We start from the raw sequence: 21,264 nt of genomic DNA on the forward strand, positions 1-21,264 counted from the left end.
TATCTATCTTAATAGATTCAAGATTTGAGAGAACAAACGACATGGCACATTATAAAAAAAATAAAGTAGCAAGTGCAGTATTAGCGGTTTTAACTACAGTCGCAGCGGCACCTTCAATTGCAGAAACAGCAAGTACAGCTAAAGAAGTAGAAATCATTGAAGTTCGGGGGATTCGGGGGGCACTGAGCCGTGCTATGGACACCAAACGTGAAGCAAGTGGTGTTGTAGATTCAGTTTCAGCAGAAGACATAGGTAAGTTTCCAGACACTAACCTTGCAGAGTCACTGCAACGTATCTCAGGTGTTTCAATTGATCGTTCCGGCGGCGAAGGTCAAAAAATTACTGTTCGTGGTTTTGGTCCACAATTTAACACGGTATTAGTTAATGGTCGTCAACAAGCAACTGAAAGCGCAGGTCGCGACTTTAGTTTTGACACTATTGCGGCTGAAATGGTGAAAACGCTAGATGTGCATAAAACATCGACAGCCACCATGCAGTCTGGTGGTATCGGTTCTACTATTAATATTGAAACAGCTAAACCTTTCGCTATTGGTGGCTTTAAGTTAGCGGGTAGCCTTAAAGGTATTTACGATGGCAATAGTGAAGAGACCACACCACAAGCCTCTTTATTAATCAGTGATACCTTTAACGATGACACTTTTGGTGCTTTATTTGCTGTTTCTTACTTAGAGCGTGAAACGCGTTTAAATAGAGCACAATCTGCTGGTTGGCGAGAAAACTCATCATTCACTCGTGGGACACCAAAAACAGCATCAGGAGATGATTACGTAGGTAACGTCTTTATTCCTCAAAACTTTGATTCTTTAGTTACTACTGAAAAACGTGAACGTACTAATGCTAATTTAGTTTTACAGTACGCGCCTGCCGATAACTTAATTGTTACTGCAGATGTTTTATATTCTGATTTTGATGTTAATTCTGATACCACATCATACGGTCACTGGTTTACTTCTGATAACGCAGAAAACATTGTTGTTGATGAAAATGGCACGGTTACTGAGATGTATCAACAAGTGGGTTTAGCGACGGATTTTCATGCGAAAAAGGGCGACCGTTTAACAGAGTCTACTTCATTTGGTCTTAATTTTGACTGGGATGTTAATGATAACTTAAACATGCAGTTTGATATTAGTAACTCGAATGCGACACGCGCGGCTAACAATGGTCGAGGCGGTAACTTAGCGTTATTAGGCTATGCTAACCGTGTGCAATGGAATCTTGATGATAATATTTTGCCTTATTACTCAGACTTCGCAACCGCCAATGATTCAATATACAGTGGTCAGCAAGAAGGCGATGGTGTTAACCAAGACCCGACAAGTCCTGATTATGTTGCCCCTGCAGGTGTATCTGATTATTTAGATACGGCTAACAGCGGCGCACACGTGATGATCCGTGGTGGTGATGAAGTTGAAGACGATATTACGCAACTTCGCTGGGACAGTGTTTGGGCGGCTGATGGCGACACAGGTTTTGCTAAAGCAAGATTTGGCGCTATGTTCTCGTCTGAAACTAAAACGGTAAATACCTGGAATAATGATGAAAGCGGTATTCACTGTACTTACTGCAACTATAAAGATTTTCCAGATGTTAGCGCTTTCCCTCAGGAAGTATTTGATGCCGGTGATGACTTTTTAAGTAGCGTCAGTGGCAGTGGCCGTTCACCAACACAATGGTTAAGTTTTGATGGTGAAGCCTTATTTGATTTCTTAGGTAATATTGAAGGTGTCGATTTTGACGCCGTTAAAACCAACAACTCTTTTGAAGTTGAAGAAGAAACAGCATCTCTATACTTAGAACTTGATTTTTATGGCGAAATAGCCAATATGTTTATTTATAGTACGGCAGGTTTCCGCTATGAAACTACAGATGTTGCGGTGAGTGCTTCGCAAGCAAACCCTCAAAGTTTACGTATTCTGGATGCAACTGAAATGCTGGCGGCATACGGTGATACAACTAACTTTACGGAAAATAATAGTTACAGTGAAATTTTACCTAATTTCAGTGTTAAATTAGAAATAAATGAAGATTTAATTGCTCGTGTAGCGGTTTCAAAAACCTTAACACGTCCTACCTTAAGTAGTTTAAGACCTATCACTTCTTTGCAAACGACTCGTCAAGGTAACTTACAGTCATCAAGTGGTAATTCAGCTTTAGTCCCCTTTAGTTCTGATAACTTAGATTTGTCACTTGAGTGGTATTATGACGAAGCAAGCTATGTTTCTGCCGGTTATTTTAGAAAGCATGTTGCTAACTTTATTACCAACACCAAGCTAGCAAAAACTTTTGTAACAGCTAATGGTAGTTTATTAACAGATCCGTCTACAGGTACTGATGTTAGTGCGCCTGATAGTGAAGATAGTGTGGCGACTTTTACTAATACGGCTCCTAGTAATGGTGAATCAGCCATAGTAGACGGTTGGGAAATTGCAGCCCAGCATACTTTTGGTGACACAGGTTTTGGTCTTTTAGCGAACGCAACACTTGTTGATAGTGATGCTGAACTTGATAATACTGACATTACACAAGTATTTGCGGTTACCGGTTTAAGTGACTCGGCTAACTTGGTGGCTTTTTATGAAAATGGTCCATTACAAGCACGTATCGCTTACAACTGGCGTGACACTTTCTTGCAAAGCCTTAGCCAAGGTGGTGGTGATGGTGTGACTTACGTTGAAGATTACGCACAGTGGGATGCTAGTGCTAGTTTTGATGTCACTGAAAAAATCACCGTGTTTGTTGAGGGTATTAACTTAACTGAAGAATACACTCATAGCCGTGGTCGTTTCTCTAATCAAATACTCGACGTTGTTGATAGTGGCCGTCGTATTTCATTGGGCGTACGCGGTAGCTTCTAAGCTTTGTAATTTATAATCTTAGTTATGCATAAAGACTTTTACTTCCTCTAGAAGTAAAAGTCTACTTCAATACTCTCTTACTAAACGAGAGCTAAAATAACATTAGTAGATTAACGATGAATAAATTGACCAAAAAAGTTGTTGTTGTTGGTGGCGGAATAGCGGGCTGGCTGACTGCCGGGCGTTTAGCAGCAAAACATAAAAGTAATACGGAACAAGGTTTAACTGTGGTTTTAGTTGAGTCTCCTAATATCCCGGCTATTGGCGTTGGAGAGGGAACTTGGCCCACTATGCGCAGTACCTTGAGTGCGTTAGGTATTAGTGAAACAGATTTTATTCGCGAATGTGATGCCAGTTTTAAGCAAGGCGCAAAATTTGCTAAATGGGTTGATGGTAGTGAAGATGATTTTTATTATCATCCCTTAGTGCTGCCACAAGGATTTTCACAAGGCGACTTAGCGGCGCATTGGTTGGCAAAGCAAGGCCAAGCAGGGACTAAATCATTTTCTGAAGACGTTTGTTTTCAAGAGTCGGTTTGTGAAAATGGCTTAGCGCCTAAAACGATTAGAACGCCTGAGTTTGCGGCGGTTGCAAATTATGCCTATCACCTAGACTCTGTGAAGTTTTCTGTGTTTTTACAAAAGCATTGCACAGAAAAGCTTGGGGTTACTCATATTATTGATAACGTTACGGGTGTTAACTCAGCCCCAAACGGTGATATTTCATCCGTGAGTACTGAAAATAATGCGGATATTACCGGTGATCTATTTGTTGATTGCACTGGTTTCTCTTCGCTGCTTTTAGGTCAGCATTATCAAGTGCCATTTAAGAGCTGCAGTGACGTATTATTTATTGATACGGCGTTAGCAGTACAAGTGCCCTATGATGATGCTGATTCGCCAATTGCCTCTCATACCGTGTCAACTGGCCAAGAAGCAGGTTGGATATGGGATATTGGCTTACAACATCGCCGCGGTGTTGGTTATGTATATTCGAGTAAATATTCATCTGAAGAACAGGCCAGAGAAGTATTAGCTAAGTATGTTGGTGATAAATTTTCATCACTAACGGTACGGAAAATTCCAATTGTTAGTGGTCATAGAGAAAAAATGTGGCAAAACAATTGTGTGGCGGTAGGCTTGTCGGCAGGATTTTTAGAGCCATTAGAAGCCTCTGCTTTGGTGATGGTAGAATTGTCAGCACAAATGTTCAGTGAACAATTGCCGCAGTCTCGTGACATTATGGACATAGCCGCCAAGCGCTTTAATGAAACGTTTCTTTATCGATGGGAAAAAATCATCGACTTTCTTAAGTTACATTACATCTTAAGTAAAAGAACTGATAACGCTTTTTGGACTGATAACCGCAATCCTGAATCTATTCCTGAAAGTTTAAAAGAAGCGATGGCGCTTTGGCAATATCGAGCACCTGCTGATCATGACTTTACCAGTAATAATGAAGTTTTTCCTGCGGCAAGTTATCAGTATGTTTTATATGGTATGGGTTTTAAAAGCGATTATAGCCAAAACACTTATGCACTCGATAATATTGATTTTGCACAACATCAATTTGCGCAAAATAAAAAACTCACCGACAAAGCGGTATCGACACTGCCGAAAAACCGTGAATTAATTAATAAAATCATTGAATTTGGCTTTAACCGAATTTAATTGAATTTAGCCGAATTTAAGTCATCAGCGAACAAGAGAAATTATACATGGCTAGTTTAGTCGCAGTAGATAATAAAAAGCATTTAAACACTAAAATAGATCTCAATAAAGTTGAACACCATGGTGCTAATTTACCCCTGATTCCGGTTGTTTTAGCCGAGTTTATTCATTTAGCGGTGCAATATCCGATTGTACTGACTAAAAATGGCGAGACAGGACAGTTTGTATTTTCTGCGATGTTAGGCTTTGAGGAAAATGAAAACTTATTTTGGCAGCAAGCACAATGGCAAGGACTCTATGTGCCATTGCAAATAAGGCGACAACCATTTTTTGTTGAAACGAGCGATGAAAAGCATCATAACGAACTTGCTGTTTGCTTGAATACCGATAGTCCCGCAGTATCAGAAGAAATTGGACAGGCACTTTTTGATGAAAAAGGTGATGAATCTAGCTATTTTAAAACCGTTAAAGCAAATCTTACGCAATTACTGCTGGGTGAAAAAGAAAATAAAGTATTAATAGCAACACTAACGTCAATGGCATTAATTAAACCCATGTCGTTAGACATTACTTTTATGAATCAAGGCGCTACTAAATTAGCCGGTTTATATACCATTGACGAAGTGAAACTCGCGGCATTAAGCAATGAACAAATATTGTCTTTGCATCAAAGTGGTTTATTGTCTGCCATACATACAATGATGATATCGTTAGGGCAAATTCATACACTAATTGATTTAAAAAATAAGTCTCTAAGTTAATCACTAGAGATTTAGCAAGGGTAAACGTTATTCGATGTTAGATTTTACACTAAATGATAATCCTAGCTTAACCAAGCTGACGATAGGTAAAGAAAATATACCCTTGTTGATTATCGATGGCTTTGCCAACAAACCGGATGATTTAATTTCCTGGGCGGGTGATGGCTCATTATTTAGAGCCGATCAACAAAACTTCTATCCGGGCAAACGTTTTTTAGCACCAGAAATATATAGTGAACAAATTTGTAAAAAATACTTACCGCTATTTAAATCATATTTTGGTTTTGATACCGCCACTAGTGCTACAGCATTAATGTCTGCGTTTGCTGTTTCAGATAGAGCTCCTGAGCATTTAAAGCCGATACAAATGTTGCCGCATTTTGATACCGCCAATATTAATCAATTGGCGGTAGTGCATTACTTATGTGAGCCAGAACATGGCGGAACTTCTTTTTATCGACACCGGGCCAGTGCATTTGAGCGCATCACCTCAGCGCGTTTAGTCAGTTATGGTCAGCAGCTGAAAAAGGAGGCTATGGCGCATCAGTTACATAAAAACCCCTGCTACGTAAACTCAGATAATAGCCTTTTTGAGCAATTTCATTCAGTGGCTGCCGGTATGAATAGAGCCGTGATCTATCCCAGTATGGCCTTACACTCAGGTGACATTAATCCTATATTAGGTTTGTCTTCAGATCCTAAAATAGGCAGGCTAACTATTGGTAGTTTCATTTATGTTGAATAATTTAAAGAAAGTATTTTCTAGCTGTAGGTCGTTGTGCCATCTCTAGGGCGATTAGACGCATGAGAAAATCCTTTTCCTGTCACTTTTTATATTGAGAAATAGTCAATGAAGTCACTGAAAAATAGAAATATACGTTGGGGAATTATTGGTTTAGGTAATATAGCCAATAAGTTTGCGACAGATTTGTTAACCGTGGAAGGTGCTGAACTTTATGCGGTTGCATCAAGAACACAGCAAAAATCTGATGACTTTGCCGAAAAATATCAAGCAATTAAAGCCTACGGTAGCTATGAAGCGTTAGTAAACGATGAAAACATTGATGCTGTTTACATAGCAACGCCACACTCTTTACATCAAGAAAATACCCTGTTGTGTTTAGAGCAGGGCAAGGCGGTATTATGTGAAAAACCTTTTGCTATGAATATCGATGAAGTGAATAGCATGATTGCTGCTGCCACTAAACATAATACTCTGCTGATGGAAGGACTTTGGACCTATTTTCTGCCCCATTATAATTTTGTCTTAGCAGAGCTGAGTCGCAAAACTTATGGCAATCTTCTGAAAATTGAAGCTGATTTTGGTTTTGTTAAGGTCTTTAATGAAGAGTCTCGGCTTTTTAACAAATCGCTAGGAGGAGGTAGTCTTTTAGATATTGGCATTTATCCTATTTTTGCTGCACTTTCAACACTTGGCGTGCCAGATACCATAACAGCCAAGGCAAGCTTTTTTGAGAATGGCGCTGACTCTTCCTGCGCTATGGTATTTAATTACCATAATGCCGTAGCAACACTAACGTCAACACTATTAGAGCCTACCCCCAGTGAAGCTATTTTTTATTGCGAGCAAGGCATTATTAACATTAATAGTGGCTTTCATGGCCCGTCAACGGTGACTTTAATTAAAGATAATAATGAAGAATCGGTATTTTTTGACTGTAAAACCCATGGCTATAATTATCAAATTAGTCATTTTAATGAACTATTACGCCAAGGCAAAAAAGAAAGTCATATCATGACGTTTAATTTTAGTCGCCAGCTGATTACAACCTTAGATAAGGTTAGAGCCATTATTGATTTGAAATATTGATTTGAAATATTAATTTAACATCTTGAGTTAAATTATTGACACCTAAAACGGTTGCCCAGCTTTTAGTTACTTTGTTAGTTACTTTTTTAATTGTTTTTTTAATAATGAAAGCAGGCATAAACTGACTATTGAAAAATTCAATATGGCTTAGCTGTCAATAAAGCTTAAAGACTAAAAGTTCTCATCTTCGATGCCAAGTGACATAATTCTATCACCGATTTTGTTTATGATAGTTATCTCACCAAGACAGACAGCTAATATAGACTTATCTTGTTTGAACTCCTGTGGGATAATAACCCTGCCAGATTTATTTTTAGGATAGCTTTTAATTTCATGCTTTAATTCTAAGCTGTCTTCTTGGTAATAAATAATAGTGACGGTAGTTAAATTTTCAGTCTCCAATTTGAGCTCCTTTAAAGTAATTATTAGTGGCTAACATATTTGAACTATCGTCTATTAAACGTAGGTTGTCCAACTATATTAAGATAGTAGCGCTTTGATGTGCTGTTAAAATCGAATCAATAAACCTAGTTAGGGGCACAAAGTGAACCTAGTAGTATTTATCTGCGCAGGCTATTAGCCTGATGTCGGCTTTACCTAGTAGTATTCTGGTCTAAAGGCGCTATTTTTTATTAACATCCCTTATCTAACATTCATATGGTTAGGTCAATATGAGCTTTATTTAGTCTGTTTGTTGAGGAGTTCATCGGCTTGTTAATGTTGATGGTGCCATTTTTATAAGGTGTATTTCCATCCTCTATTTTTCACACTCTACTGTCACTTTCTATATTGGTGATGTGGATTGAAATTTTTAATTCAAACCGCTGATAAACACCACCTGCTAGGGTGGTGTTTAAGATTGTTATCAGTATTTTTTCGTATTTAATTATATTTAATTGAGATAAGCATTAAGCTTTAATGCTTATCAGTCTTATTATTTGGTAGGTATTTATAACCATTGATCATGGCAGAAACAAGAGCGCTTTTTTCTCGTCTTTCAGCGATAATTACCCCAATAATATGCAGTGGAATAAGCAATAGCAGACAGTAAAAAGCATAAACATGAGCGGTAATAAAAGGCTTTCTAAAATCTCTCATCACTTGATAAGCCGCTGCATCAACGTTTTCTTTTGAATAAGGTGCTATCGCCGCTATATTGTCTTTATTGATGGCAATACTTTCAGCAAAATATTGACCGAAGGGGGGGTAGTAAATGTCGGTGCCGGCGATAACCAGACCTGAAATCATTTGTACTGTCATAACGGATAACAGTGCTAGTACCATCAATTTACCTGCAGGGCTATGGCCTTTGTAAGCTGCCTTTTTACCTTGTGTGAATGCAACTAATTCAGCTTTGAAGCCTTTTTTAAAAGGTAATATTTTATGCCACCGCTCATAACCCTTACCGACAAAAGCTATGATTAATCGAAAAATCAAGTTACTAGCAAAAACATATCCCACCAACACATGTATGGTTTTTAATAATACTTTACCTTCGGTACTCAGGCCAAATGCTTTACCATTTAATATCACTGTGCCAATCGCAATGAGTAATAAAATTGCGATGACATTGATCCAATGAAAAAGTCTTACTTTACGACTCCAGACGAAAACTTGTTGCCTATTAATATTCATATTATTTCTCTTTTATTGCTGTGGTGTTAAAAATGGCCAGATTGTAAAACAGGGGTGATCCAGTATTTTAACTTAGCTGGTTGGCAAATAGGCTTAAGTATGGCCTTAAGTTTTTCTAGGTCTTTAAAAAATAGCAGGACTTCAAATTGATAAAACGATCGATAGCCTTCAACCTGTTCAGCAATATCGAATTGGCTATGTTCTTTACTATAGCCGTTTATTTTTTTTAAATTAAACCCAGATATGGCCGAAAAAGTGATCAACGTATCTACAATGTCATCTTTTAACCCTGAGGGTGCATTTAAGGTAAACAGTATATGTTCAGGCATTTTTTTTCTCCAACCAGCAGTAAAAAATGGGTAATAGATACAAGGTGGTCACAGTTGATGTTATCAAGCCGCCAATAACTACGATAGCTAAAGGCTTTTGAATTTCAGCCCCGGGGCCAGTGGCAAAAACCAGAGGTAACAAACCAAACATTGCCGTTGTTGCGGTCATTAATACCGGTCTTAATCTGCGTTTTGCACCATCAATAATACGCTGAACTAAATTATCTGAAAATTGTTTGGTTTGTTCAAAATAACTAATCATCACAATACCGTTTAATACGGCAATGCCGAGCAAGGCAATAAAACCCACTGAAGCGGGCACTGATAAATACTGTTTACTGACGTAGAGTGCAATTACCCCGCCCATTAAAGCAAAGGGAATATTGGCAATAATAAGGCTTGATTTAGCCAATGAATTAAAGGTGGTAAACAATATGATAAAAATCAAAATAAGTGCTATCGGGATAAGAAATAATAAATTTTTTGTCGCACGTTGCTGGCTTTCAAATTCACCACCAAAGGTTAAAGTATAACCGGTAGGAAGCGCTATTGAAGTTGTTATTTTTTTATTTAATTCCTCGACAAAACTAACAACATCTCTGTTAACAACATTGGCACTGACTGATGCAAACCGATTGCCTTGTTCCCTCTCTATTAATAAGGGACCATTTTTCATCGTAATATTGGCAATTTGCTCAAGTGGTAGCAAGGTATTATTAGGCATTAAAATTAACTTTTGCTTTAGGGCGTTAATTGACGATATTTCGCCACTAGCATGATCAGCAGAGCTATTTCTTGCTTTATTAAATACAATGGGAATAGGGTGGTTGCCATCCAGTAGAGATGAAATTTGTAATCCCTCAAGTTGATACTGTAAATTATAACTTAATACTTGAGTCGATAAACCTAACTGACTGGCCACCTCTGGGATAAGTTTAATATTGACGTATTTTCCGCCCTCAATAAGCGCCATCTGCACATCAGAGGCACCATCAACTGTATTTGCCAACAATGCTATTTTTTCTGCAAGCGCGGTGAGGGTGGCAATGTTATTGCCAAAAACCTTAATAGCAATATCTCCTGTGCCGCCGGTTAACATTTCAGAGACACGCATTTGAATGGGTTGTGTAAAGCCTATATTCATCCCAGGATAGTGAGCGAGTGTTTGTCGAATATCATTAATGAGCTCAGTTTTAGTATCGAAGCGCCATGTTGACTTAGGTGCTAACTCCATAAATACATCTGTCTCATTTAATCCCATGGGGTCTAAACCCAGTTCATCTGAGCCGGTACGCGCTACAATCTGAACTATTTCAGGGGTTTTTTTTAATAGCGCCTGCTCAATTTGTTCATCAATATCAACAGATGCAGCCAAAGAAATACTAGGCGACTTTTCCAGTTGAACAATAATATCACCTTCATCAAGTACGGGCATAAAGCTTTTGCCTAAGCCTTGAAAAAGTATCAGGCTAATAATGAAAGTACCTAGCGAGAGCGCAACAATTATCGCGGGCTTGTTGATCGCTTTACTGAGTGTTTTTACATAAAAACTTTGTAAAAAAGTTACTAGTTTGGGTTGTTTAACGGGCTCATTTTTTAATAATAATGAGGCTAATATGGGGATAATAGTCAGTGATAAAAGTAATGCGCTTAGCATGGCAAAAACAATGGTCAGGGCGACTGGAGTAAACAGCTTTCCTTCTAAGCCGGACAGCATGAGTAAAGGTGAGAACACAATAATAATAATAATGGTGCCTGAAAAAACAGGGGTAGCCACTTCTTTGCAAGCGCGATATATCACATGCAATCGAGGTAAGTGTTGATTACTTGCTAGACGGTTAACAATGTTTTCAACAATAACTACCGAGGAGTCTACTAACATGCCAATCGCTATCACTAGCCCGCCTAAGCTCATTAAATTAGCCGATAAATTAAATTCCTTCATCAGTATAAAGGTCATTAACGCCGCCATGGGTAAAGAAAGTGACACAACCAGTGATGAACGTATATCTCCTAGAAAAATAGCCAGTAACACTATTACCAAGATAACCGCTTGGCTTAATGCGAGGGTTATCGTATTTATTGCTGTATTTATAAGGGTAGATCTATCGTAGAACACGTTAATTGTTGTGCCTTTAGGTAGAGAGGCTTCGATGGTTTTTAACTTGTTTTTTACGTCTTTAATCACCTTGGCTGTATTACTATTTTTTAAGGCAATGATTAAACCTTGGGTCGCTTCTTCACCATTTTTAGACACTGCACCATAGCGAGTTAAACTGCCTATTGATACTGTCGCTATATGGTGTAGGCGAGTCACCTTATTATTGGTAGTTTTTATGATGGCATTTTTTAACGAGTCAATATGCTCATATTTGCCTTCAGTTCTAAGTATTAAGGTGTCATTGCCTTTAACCAGTCGACCAATTCCGCCATTTTGGTTGGTGGTTGTTATGGCGGTTTCAATATCGCTAAAAGAAATATTGTGTTGCTGCATAAGTAATATATCAGGTGCTATTTCATAGCTTTTAACAAAGCCACCTAAACTATTAACATCTGCAACACCTGAAACCGTTCTTAGTAGGGGGCGAATATGCCAGTCTAATAGTGCTCTTTTTTCAGTCAGTGATAGCGCAGGGTTTTCAACAGTAAACATAAACACTTCGCTTAAGGGGGTGCTCATGGGTGCCATCCCGCCGCTTACGTTTGCAGGCAAAGTAGGTCGTATATTGACTAAACGTTCATTAACTTGTTGTCTTGCCCAATAAATATCTGTGCCATCTTTAAAATCGATAGTGATATCGGTAATGGCATATTTTGTTGTTGAGCGCAGCATTTCCTGTGAGGGTATGCCGAGTAATTCTGTCTCAATAATTCGTGTTACTTGCGACTCAATCTCTAACGCATTCATGCCAGGTAGTTTAAGAACAATTTTAACTTGTGTTGGTGAGATTTCTGGAAACGCATCAACAGGTATACTTAACCAGGCTCTAGCACCAATAAATAGCGTAATGGCAACAAATATACAGACAAATAAGCGTTGAGTAAGAGAAAATTTAATTAAAAAATTTAACATTTACTCAGCTCCTAGCTTAAGTAACTTACCTTGAAGAATACTGACTGAACTGATCAGCACTTGCTTATTAACTATATTTTCTTTTGATGTCGCGTAGTAGGCATTATTATTGGCTGCGATAATATTGATAGCGACTAATGACACGTTATTTTCCAACTTTATCGCAATATAGTTCTGCTCGTTAAATTCAAAAATGGCGGCTTTCGGTATTTCATAGCCATCAAAACTGAGTATGGGGGTAACTTTTACTGATTGGCCTAGGGTTAAATTACAATGCTCAGATGTTGGCGAAGCCCACAATATTTGATGATATTTATCTGCAATATTTTCAATACTGGTCAGTTTTAGCTGGCAAGTAGGAGAAACAACAAAATGAGATATACCGCCATTATATAAGAGCGGTGTTGTTATTTTTACCTTAATGGACTTTAGGTTTATCACATCAAAAACCAGATCCCCCTTTGATTTTATATGTTGAAAATTAGGGGTTTTTAAGATGCCTTTTTTGGGACTAATTAAGCTGATTTTGTTATCTTTACTTATACGTACAAAAGACATTTGGTGTTCGAAATGTTCAAGATTTAATTTAGCATCGTAGTAGTTTTTGGTGATTTCAAGCCACTGAGCCGTTTTTAAGGTTTTATTGTCAAAATATTGTTTATTAGTTTCAAAGTGACTTGCTGATATTTCTAGTATTTTTTTTGCCGACTCAAAGGCATCAATATAGTGATGAACGTCAAAGCCCTCTACACTAGCAATAGTTTCACCTTGGTTGACATAACGACCATTTTCTGCATGATAAATAACTTTTTGCACATCAAAGGGTAAAACCACTGCATAATTTTCACCAGGTTTGTAGCTTACCTCGCCAATTAAATTTTGGCCTACCATAAGGTTTGCTTTTTTAACGGTGGAAAATTTTAGCTCAAAGGCGCCAAGCGAAGACAGTTCAACGACTTGGCTTTTTTCAAAGGCAAATGCTGACGACATTTGAAATAGAACAATAAAGCATAAATAAAATAGCGCATATTTGCAGCTAAGTATCTTAGGTATTTCTTTCACCAGTAATAACGACATACAATAAATTCACAGGTAATTAAACGTTGTAAGTTAATTATTGCTGTTATTATATTAAGGGTCATTAGACATAGGTCGAACCTTACTTAATGTAGGCTTATTCTTCGTGATGGTACATTTGTCTATTGTATATTTAACTGTTTGATATAAAGAGGTTTTATGAAAGATAAAGTGATAGTGTTAATTTTAGTTATAATAATGCTATTAAATTTTTTTGACGTGATCACTGATATTTCTTTAGGTGTACCTATGTGGCATGTTTTCTCAGAAAGTCTTATTGTCATAGTTTCTGGTTTTGGTGCGCTGTTTTTAGTTAAAGACATACGTTCTCGAACATTAAATACCGTTAGGTTAAAACAAGAGTTAGTCTTTTCAGACGATAAATTGAGAAATATTTCTCAAGAAATGAAAAATGCTCGCCATGCCTATAGTCATGTTATCCATAGCCAGTTTGAACAATGGCACTTAACACTTAGTGAGCAAGAAATTGCCATGTTGCTACTTAAAGGGCTAAGCTTCAAAGAAATAAGTAGTGTTAGAAATACCAAAGACAAAACAGTTCGCCAGCAAGCCTCTGTGATATATAGCAAAGCCAATGTAGAAGGGCGGCATGAGTTTGCAGCTTGGTTTTTAGAAGATTTTATGGCGTAAATAAATGGTTTTTACTTTTAATACTCAAAACTCTTAATTACACAGCGCAATGTATTGTTGTAATACCATGCAGTACAAGTGATAAAACTTCATCACTTGTACTTTACATCATCATGACTAGCTTGATAAACCTTGATGAAGCAAGCAGTAAGCCTTAACCGTTTTAGATTAAATCCGTTGAGGGTTTCTGGCGGTTTTTTTCAATGGCAACACTTTTCAATGGCAACACCAGGTGGTTATTGATAGCCACTTTGTTGGCGAATAATTTTACATAAAGTTTAGCTGTTTGCTGTAAATTTTAATCTGATTTCAAAAAAATGTACTATTTATATTTGTATAAAATTAATACAGCGAGTTACCGTCAAAAAATTAAAATCTATCAGGGTAATAAATTTGTCACAGCTTTGTTTAATTAATCAGCTGAATCGCTACTAATACTATTCAGATAAGTACTCAAACCAAGTGCTTTGCCTACATTGTGATATGCTATTTAGCAGTGAAATTTAATATTATAGATTTGGAATGACTACGTGACTTTACTGTTTATTTATTTGGCAATTGCGATTGGAGTGTCATTTTTATGTTCAATACTTGAGGCGGTATTATTATCGATAACGCCAAGTTTTGTTGAACAAATGCAAACAAAAAAACCTAAGCATGGGCTAGTGCTAGCAAAAGTTAAAACGGGTTTAGAAGAGTCACTTGCCAGTATATTAATTCTTAATACCTTTGCACATACCATGGGGGCGGCAGGTGTTGGCGCACAGGCTATCGGTATATTTGGTGAAAAGTGGGAAACCATGATTGCGGTGCTGTTAACACTGGTGATTTTGTATTTTTCAGAAATTATTCCTAAAACCTTAGGGGCAACATTTTGGCGCAGTTTGGCCATACCTTCTGCTTTTGTTATCACTTGGTTGGTGAAAATTGTTTATCCATTGGTTTGGCTATCAACTCGGTTAACGCGCTCATTCAAGCGAGGTAAAGCCAATGAAATCACCCGTGAAGAAATTATAGCCTTAGCGTCATTAGGCTACAAAGATGGCAGTCTGTTCTCGCAAGAAAATGAATATTTATCAAATATACTAAATTTTCGAGAATTACGCACCGGCGATGTATTTACGCCACGCACGGTAGTGCACATGTTACATCAAGACATCACCGTCACTGCGGCGCTAAATCATGAACAAACTCGGCAATTTTCCCGCATACCCGTTTACGGTAAAACCATCGATGATATTACCGGCAAAGTGATTAAGGGGGATTTGTATGAAGCTGAACGTAACGGGCATGGTGATGAGCCGATTAGTAACTTTGTGGTTAAGTTAGCCGCGGTATCTGAAAAGTTACCGGTTCAGCAGTTGTTAGATATGTTTATTAAAAATCATATACATATCTACTCAGTTGCAGATGAGTTCGGTCAAACCTCAGGGATTGTTACTTTAGAGGACGCTATTGAAAGCTTGCTCGGTCGTGAAATTGTTGATGAAAGCGATACGGTAACTGATATGCAAGCACTGGCGCGTGATAAATATCGTGAGCGATTAAGAGGGCTTAAGTAGCATAATGCTTTGCAATGGTACTAAGCTTTGTTGTGTTCCTCGGTTAATCGGACAATAAAGTCTATGATTATTTCCACCTGTTTATTGGCACTTTTCGACTATTTTTGCTATTAAATATCATCTGCTTATTGGTTTATGGTGTGAACCAAAATAAAAGCGATGACGTATTGTTTTTCAACAGATTAACTAGGAGCATAACATGCGAATAATAAGCTATTTTTTGGCGCTATTGTTGCTAACAGGTTGTAGTACACAATATCCAAATAAAAATATTACCGGACAAATATTTCCAACCGTAGTGGGTCAAACCTTAGAAAAAAAATCATTAACTATTCCAAATGATTTTACTGACGACTTAACCTTACTTTTGATTGGTTATGTGCAAAATTCACAGTTTGATATTGATCGTTGGTTAATTGCTTTAGATGTAACCGATACCCGCGTAAAATTTTACGAAGTACCGACTATTCAAGGGTTATTTCCACAAATGTTTAGTACCTTTATTGATAATGGTATGCGATCGGGCATTCCAAAACCTTTATGGCAAGGGGTGGTGACGATTTATGACGATGGTGAACAAGTTCAGGCTTTTACTGGTAATGAAAATATTTCTAATGCCCGTGTGGTGTTGCTAAATAATAAAGGCGAAATATTGTACTTTTATGATCAAGGTTTTGCGGTAGAGGCGCTAAACGAGATCAGAGCTGTGTTATCAAACCAGCCGTTAAGTAAATAGCGGTAATGCTAAGCGAGTATTGAAAATAATACTCGCTTAGTTTTTTATTCAGCGTTACTCATTTTACAGGCTATTAGCTTACAGATGGTTATTTAACCGCTAACTGCAATATTTCGCGACTTTGCGTTAAGGTAATGGCTTGGTGTTCACCTAGCGCTGTCATCTTGTGTGCTTCAAGCTGTGCAATGATCTTATCAATAGCGCTAGCTTTATCATCGCCGTGTTCAGTTAATTGCGTAGCAACATTTAAGCTATGGTAGAAGGCTTCAATCGCAACAATTGTGCGTTCAGCTAAATCATCACCTGCCGCTAAGGCAAAAACATTATGACCTAGTTGTTCTAACTTAGCTTTTTTAACCGTTAGTTGGTTGCGCAATAATGAAGGTTGTACAATCGCCAATGAGCGTGCGTGATCAACGCCGTAAAGTGCGGTCATTTCATGGCCAATCATATGTGTTGCCCAATCTTGTGGTACACCGGCACCAATCAAACCATTAAGCGCTTGATTGGCTGTCCACATAAGATTTTCACGCCATTGTAGCGTTTCATGTTGGTCGTATCGCTTAGCCAAAGTTAGCAAGTTTTTAAGTAAGGCTTCTGCGTAACCGTCTTGTACCATAGCACCCGTTGGCATAGTTAAATATTGCTCACAGGTATGTACCCAAGCATCAACCAAACCATTTATTAATTGACGTTCTGGTAATGTTTTCATTGCATCAGCATCAAGCACGGCAAACTTTGGTTGCACGGCTGGTGAAGAGAATGGCAGTTTATCTTGAGTTGCTGCGCGGGTAATAACGGATCCCGAATTAGACTCTGAGCCGGTAGCAGGTAAGGTCAGTACAGCGCCAATGGCAATAGCTTTAGTCACGGTATGCTTACCTAATAGAATGTCCCAGCCTGCACCGTCATAGCATGCAGCGGCAGCAACATATTTCGCACCATCGATCACTGAACCGCCACCAACCGCTAGTATAAAATCAACTTTTTCAGTTTTAGCTAAGGCAACAGCTTTATCTAAATTTTCCATCGTTGGATTAGGCTCAACACCGGAAAACTCTATCCAAGTATGTTGGCTTAAGGCATTTTGTACTTGTTGATAAACACCATTTTTTTTGATTGAGCCACCGCCGTAAATAACCAGCACTTTGCTAGTGCTTGGAATAGCGTCAGTTACACTGGCAATTTTACCTTGGCCAAAATGGATCTGAGTTGGGTTAACGTATGAAAATTCCATGGGATACCTCATTTAATATTTATCGAATAAAAAGCATAGCAGCTTTTGTTTTATTGCATATTACTGTAATAAGTGTGGTATAAATAGACGTTTTTATCGATAATCATTGCCTATTTGTATAAGTGTGATGGCAAGCATGTTTGTTTTTTTGAGTGAATTATGAAAAAATTAGCGCAACTAATGCAGTCTTTTGCACATTTAAAATCATTGAATACATTGAATGGCAGCTATCAAACGCTGATTCCAGGTGTAAAATTTTATCGTGCTAGTGCCGGCAGTGATCGAGAACCCTTACTTTATCAATCAGGCATTATTGTCATCGGGCAAGGGCGTAAAAATATTTATGTTGCAGATAATTGTGTGCAATATGGCTCAGGTGACTATTTAGTGTTAGGTGTGCCAATGCCATTAGAATGTGAGGCGTTTTCTGACCATGGCTTGCCTATTTTAGGGTTAATTATTGATGTTGACTCGCATATATTACATAAACTAGTTAACCAAATTAATGAACAAAATACCTTAGGTAATCTAGCAACACCGAGTCATAAAACGCTATTAGATTTTGGTGTTAAATCAAATAGTTTAGATGATAATTTCAATAGTGTGATTACTCGGTTAATCAAAGCGCTACACGAAGATGTTGAAGCAAAAATTCTTGGGCCGGCGATTGTTGAAGAAATAGTCTACCGAGCATTGGTGGGTGATAATGGCCACATATTATTTGATCTAGCGCGTCATGATGGTCATTATGCGAGGATTGCTCGCGTGCTTGATACGCTGCACACAGAATATGCCGAGGTAATATCGGTTGAGCATTTAGCTAATCAAGCACATATGAGCGTTTCAGGTTTTCATCGCGCTTTTCGTCAAGTTACCAGCGAAACACCCTTGCAATATTTAAAAAAAATACGTTTAAACAAAGCCAAAGATCTGATTGTCACAGAAGGTAAACAGGCAACAGAGGCGGCAATCTTGGTGGGTTACACTAGCCCGTCACAATTTAGCCGCGAATTTAAGCGCCATTTTAATGCTACACCCAGAACCATAGAGAGTTGATTGTTGCTTAGCGATTTCAAAGGATAATTATTGCCGTTTCAGGTGAAGTTAACTTGGCTGCTGATATTTGGCCCATCACAGTAATCGCCCGCTTAACACCTGACGGACTACAGTCTGACCTACATAAAAATTACCTAGATAAACAATGACCCAAGGCTAGATTAATACCCGTAAGCACAGTGTAGCTTGTACTTAAGTCCATCAAGTTAACTGGAATTTAACTGTTATCGGCACAAATGCGAGCAATAAAAACTATGCCTATGAATATCGCATCAACAATAAGGCTAAAGCGCTATTTTTTGTGGTTATTTATAGGTAAAGGTAACTTGATCCATTTCAGCCACTAAGCCTTGTTGTGAGGGTATGAAAGTGACTCTTTGAGTTTTGGCAATGGCGTTACTGAGCATAATCTCTACATCACCTTCCATCACAGTTTTACCTTTTTGAAAAGAAGCACGACTTGACTTAGTCGACAAGTTGCCATGGGCAAAAGCAATTCTGACATTGCCGCTGTAGGTATGCCGTTTGCTGTTTTCTGAAATCACTTGTTTTATAGCCGTGATTTCCATTTCGTTTGCCGACGTAAAACTCGATATCGCACTTAATACCACAACAGTTGCTCGCGTTAATTTTTTAAATAATATCATCTTGATTCCCTCACCTAGATTTATTAAATACTGTTTTAGTAAGGGGTTGTTAATTTTTATGTTTATTTTTGTGGTATTCAATGCAGCTTTTTTGCGGTGCAAGGTATCTAGCAACCTATGCTATGTAAATTCCCCACAGCAAATAAAAAGTGACCGCGAAGTATATGCACTGGCCTATGATCAAAAGCGAATAATCACAGGTAAAAACCATCAAAAAGTTTAACAAACCCTCATGTTTACCATACTAAACTTTTATCTGATTGGCATCGTTAATTGGAAAATTTCATAATTATTTCACAATAGCACTGAGGTGCTGCTTAACTTATTGTGCTTTAAAGCCGATACGAAAGCCGCCCCAGTGTTGGCCGTTGACGATAATTGGCGCAGAAACGTCATGCATAACTTCACCCGTATCACGCTTATACGTTTGCAGAAGAAATTTATGCGTGTGCTGGCCACATCGAATGCCTGTGCTATCGTCAAATATTCGTTTAGTGCGATTATTAATGCTGTCAGTTGCGATGTTACCGGTTAGCGGTTGCGAATAACGTTGGTTATGAGTAGGAAAGTAGCCGTTGATATCGACGGCGCCAGCAAAGACAACTTCAAGGTTTTCTTTTAAAATTGGTTCTTGAATAGCCGGTAAAAATTTATCGGTAAAGTCATCGAAAGTGCTGTGATATTTTTGCGGATTAGTATTGGCAATCTTACTATAACTAAAGTTAAAAAGAGCTTGTTGGCTAATTTCATTACGTGAAATTTTATCACTGAACATAGTGGCTACTTGTTGTGCTGCAAGCTGTGCTTGCCAACAGATTTTTTCCACTAAAGAGCCAGTTTTAAATTCAGCCAGATCGATGAAGATTGACTCGGTACTTTCGCATAGCGCTTTTGCTTTATCTGAAACTATATGGGTTTCTTTACTTTTTTCGAGCAAAAAGTCATGTAAATTTGTGATCGCCATGGAAATTTCATCACTGGTGGCATTGTGTTCTTCTAGTGCGTTACTGATGAGGTTGCTGGCATCAGACGACTCAGTCATTTTTTGATTGATATCACTTAAAGAAATAGCGAGTGAACCCATACTACTGACAATATTATGGCTTTGCTGAACAACTTGCGCCATTACCTCAGTGGTTTGTAACGTTTCTTCATTGATTTGGGTGAGCATGCTACCAATTTGATCTGTTGCCTCAGCTGTCTTCGATGCTAATGCTCTAACTTCATCAGCCACAACCGCAAAGCCTCGACCTTGTTCGCCAGCACGGGCCGCTTCTATTGCGGCATTTAATGCCAAGAGGTTTGTTTGGCGTGAAATTCCATCAATAACATTAGTGATATTTTGAATTTTAGTGGCTTTTTGCGAGAGCGATTTTATTTTTTCAGCGGCATTGATCACATCACTATTGAGTTGCTCGATCACCTCGACATTTTCATTTAGCTGTTTTGAACCAGCGGACGTTGCTGTCATGGCTTGGCTCGATTGTTGCGACGCTATTGCCGCATTGTCATTCATCACCTTAATACTAATAGACATTTGCTCCGCAGCGCTGGCTAGGCGATCAACATCTTCACTAGATAATTCAATAGCACTACTGAGCTTTTCAAGGAAAAAACTGACTTCTGCAGAGTTAATGGCTAACTCACTGGCTTTATCGTCAATATTTTTTCCTGCTATGCTGGTTTTACTCGCCTGATTACAGAGAATATCTTGCAAAGATTGGTTGGTTGAAATATCAAGCTTTAAAGCGTGTAGCAATAACTGACGCTGATTTTGTTGATTTTTCTTAATTACAAAGTTGATACTGACGAAAAAAATAACAAGGCTTGCTATAAATATAGAGGATACATACCAAGTTATATTGGTTGTTATCTGTGCTAAGGCAATTAATAGCAATGCTATTAAAGTGGCCGCAAGTAAAGCTAGTGAAACTGCAATCTGACGATTTGTAGACATGACTTATTACCGCGTGGTTATTTAACCCATTTTTTTTTGTGATTCACCGTAGTCAACGTTGATGGAATTGTCAATCAGACTTTAGTCCTTATTGAGATGGTTTGTGGTCGCAGGCTGTAGGATATTATTTTTTAGTCATCAGGGCTTACACCATATCGTCAGT

At 38.1% G+C, this 21,264-nt stretch carries 17 protein-coding genes; 9 read left to right on the top strand and 8 right to left on the bottom strand.

The annotated features are described in order from the left end of the window. Positions 1 to 41: 41 nt before the first annotated feature. From H4J59_RS18380 to H4J59_RS18400, 5 genes are all read left to right on the top strand, one after another. The gene (locus tag H4J59_RS18380) at positions 42 to 2,879 is read left to right on the top strand and encodes a TonB-dependent receptor (RefSeq protein ID WP_259369607.1); all 2,838 of its coding nucleotides are present in this window, start codon (positions 42 to 44) and stop codon (positions 2,877 to 2,879) included. A gap of 116 nt (positions 2,880 to 2,995) precedes the next feature. Then, positions 2,996 to 4,549 (top strand): tryptophan halogenase family protein, encoded by a 1,554-nt coding sequence (locus tag H4J59_RS18385; protein ID WP_182241434.1) that lies wholly within the window; start codon positions 2,996 to 2,998, stop codon positions 4,547 to 4,549. Positions 4,550 to 4,596: 47 nt separating this feature from the next. Continuing rightward, positions 4,597 to 5,310 carry a SapC family protein gene (locus tag H4J59_RS18390; protein ID WP_182241435.1) on the top strand — a complete coding sequence of 238 codons (714 nt, stop codon included), beginning with the start codon at positions 4,597 to 4,599 and terminating at the stop codon, positions 5,308 to 5,310. Between the two features lie 34 nt (positions 5,311 to 5,344). Continuing rightward, positions 5,345 to 6,055: a DUF6445 family protein gene (locus H4J59_RS18395; protein WP_182241436.1), complete on the top strand. Its 711-nt coding sequence runs from the start codon at positions 5,345 to 5,347 to the stop codon at positions 6,053 to 6,055. Between the two features lie 105 nt (positions 6,056 to 6,160). Further along, positions 6,161 to 7,141, top strand: a complete 981-nt coding sequence (locus tag H4J59_RS18400; RefSeq protein WP_182241437.1) for a Gfo/Idh/MocA family protein — start codon at positions 6,161 to 6,163, stop codon at positions 7,139 to 7,141. Between the two features lie 171 nt (positions 7,142 to 7,312). Here the strand turns inward: H4J59_RS18400 and H4J59_RS18405 are convergent, their stop codons facing one another. The 5 genes from H4J59_RS18405 to H4J59_RS18425 form a co-directional block, all read right to left on the bottom strand. After that, positions 7,313 to 7,543 (bottom strand): TIGR02922 family protein, encoded by a 231-nt coding sequence (locus H4J59_RS18405; RefSeq protein ID WP_182135832.1) that lies wholly within the window; start codon positions 7,541 to 7,543, stop codon positions 7,313 to 7,315. Between the two features lie 513 nt (positions 7,544 to 8,056). After that, positions 8,057 to 8,776 carry a cytochrome b/b6 domain-containing protein gene (locus H4J59_RS18410; protein WP_182241438.1) on the bottom strand — a complete coding sequence of 240 codons (720 nt, stop codon included), beginning with the start codon at positions 8,774 to 8,776 and terminating at the stop codon, positions 8,057 to 8,059. Between the two features lie 26 nt (positions 8,777 to 8,802). Further along, the gene (locus tag H4J59_RS18415; RefSeq protein WP_182241439.1) at positions 8,803 to 9,105 is read right to left on the bottom strand and encodes a DUF3240 family protein; all 303 of its coding nucleotides are present in this window, start codon (positions 9,103 to 9,105) and stop codon (positions 8,803 to 8,805) included. After that, complete coding sequence (locus tag H4J59_RS18420) at positions 9,098 to 12,178, bottom strand: efflux RND transporter permease subunit (RefSeq protein WP_182241440.1); 3,081 nt, start codon at positions 12,176 to 12,178, stop codon at positions 9,098 to 9,100. The genes H4J59_RS18415 and H4J59_RS18420 overlap by 8 nt, the downstream gene beginning before the upstream one ends. After that, positions 12,179 to 13,255, bottom strand: coding sequence for a hypothetical protein (locus H4J59_RS18425; protein WP_182241441.1), 1,077 nt, complete (start codon positions 13,253 to 13,255; stop codon positions 12,179 to 12,181). Between the two features lie 159 nt (positions 13,256 to 13,414). Here H4J59_RS18425 and H4J59_RS18430 point away from each other — a divergent pair, with 159 nt between their 5' ends. The 3 genes from H4J59_RS18430 (at position 13,415) to H4J59_RS18440 (ending at position 16,204) form a co-directional block, all read left to right on the top strand. Then, positions 13,415 to 13,906 (top strand): LuxR C-terminal-related transcriptional regulator, encoded by a 492-nt coding sequence (locus H4J59_RS18430; protein WP_182241442.1) that lies wholly within the window; start codon positions 13,415 to 13,417, stop codon positions 13,904 to 13,906. Positions 13,907 to 14,436: 530 nt separating this feature from the next. Continuing rightward, complete coding sequence (locus H4J59_RS18435; RefSeq protein ID WP_182241443.1) at positions 14,437 to 15,468, top strand: CNNM domain-containing protein; 1,032 nt, start codon at positions 14,437 to 14,439, stop codon at positions 15,466 to 15,468. Between the two features lie 199 nt (positions 15,469 to 15,667). After that, a complete protein-coding gene (locus tag H4J59_RS18440; RefSeq protein ID WP_182241444.1) occupies positions 15,668 to 16,204 on the top strand; it encodes a hypothetical protein in 537 nt (178 codons plus the stop codon). An 88-nt stretch (positions 16,205 to 16,292) separates the two neighbouring features. Here H4J59_RS18440 and H4J59_RS18445 read toward each other — a convergent pair whose 3' ends face one another. Then, complete coding sequence (locus tag H4J59_RS18445) at positions 16,293 to 17,441, bottom strand: iron-containing alcohol dehydrogenase (RefSeq protein ID WP_182241445.1); 1,149 nt, start codon at positions 17,439 to 17,441, stop codon at positions 16,293 to 16,295. A gap of 159 nt (positions 17,442 to 17,600) precedes the next feature. On the opposite strand from H4J59_RS18445, the gene H4J59_RS18450 reads away from it, so the two are divergent. Then, positions 17,601 to 18,497 (top strand): AraC family transcriptional regulator, encoded by an 897-nt coding sequence (locus H4J59_RS18450; RefSeq protein ID WP_182241446.1) that lies wholly within the window; start codon positions 17,601 to 17,603, stop codon positions 18,495 to 18,497. 305 nt (positions 18,498 to 18,802) lie between these two features. Here the strand turns inward: H4J59_RS18450 and H4J59_RS18455 are convergent, their stop codons facing one another. Then, positions 18,803 to 19,144, bottom strand: a complete 342-nt coding sequence (locus H4J59_RS18455) for a hypothetical protein (protein WP_182241447.1) — start codon at positions 19,142 to 19,144, stop codon at positions 18,803 to 18,805. 322 nt (positions 19,145 to 19,466) lie between these two features. Next, positions 19,467 to 21,101 carry a methyl-accepting chemotaxis protein gene (locus tag H4J59_RS18460; protein WP_182241448.1) on the bottom strand — a complete coding sequence of 545 codons (1,635 nt, stop codon included), beginning with the start codon at positions 21,099 to 21,101 and terminating at the stop codon, positions 19,467 to 19,469. Positions 21,102 to 21,264: the final 163 nt, after the last annotated feature.

Origin of the sequence: Colwellia sp. MB02u-10 (assembly GCF_014077185.1) — a bacterium.
Taxonomy (GTDB): Bacteria; Pseudomonadota; Gammaproteobacteria; order Enterobacterales; family Alteromonadaceae; genus Cognaticolwellia.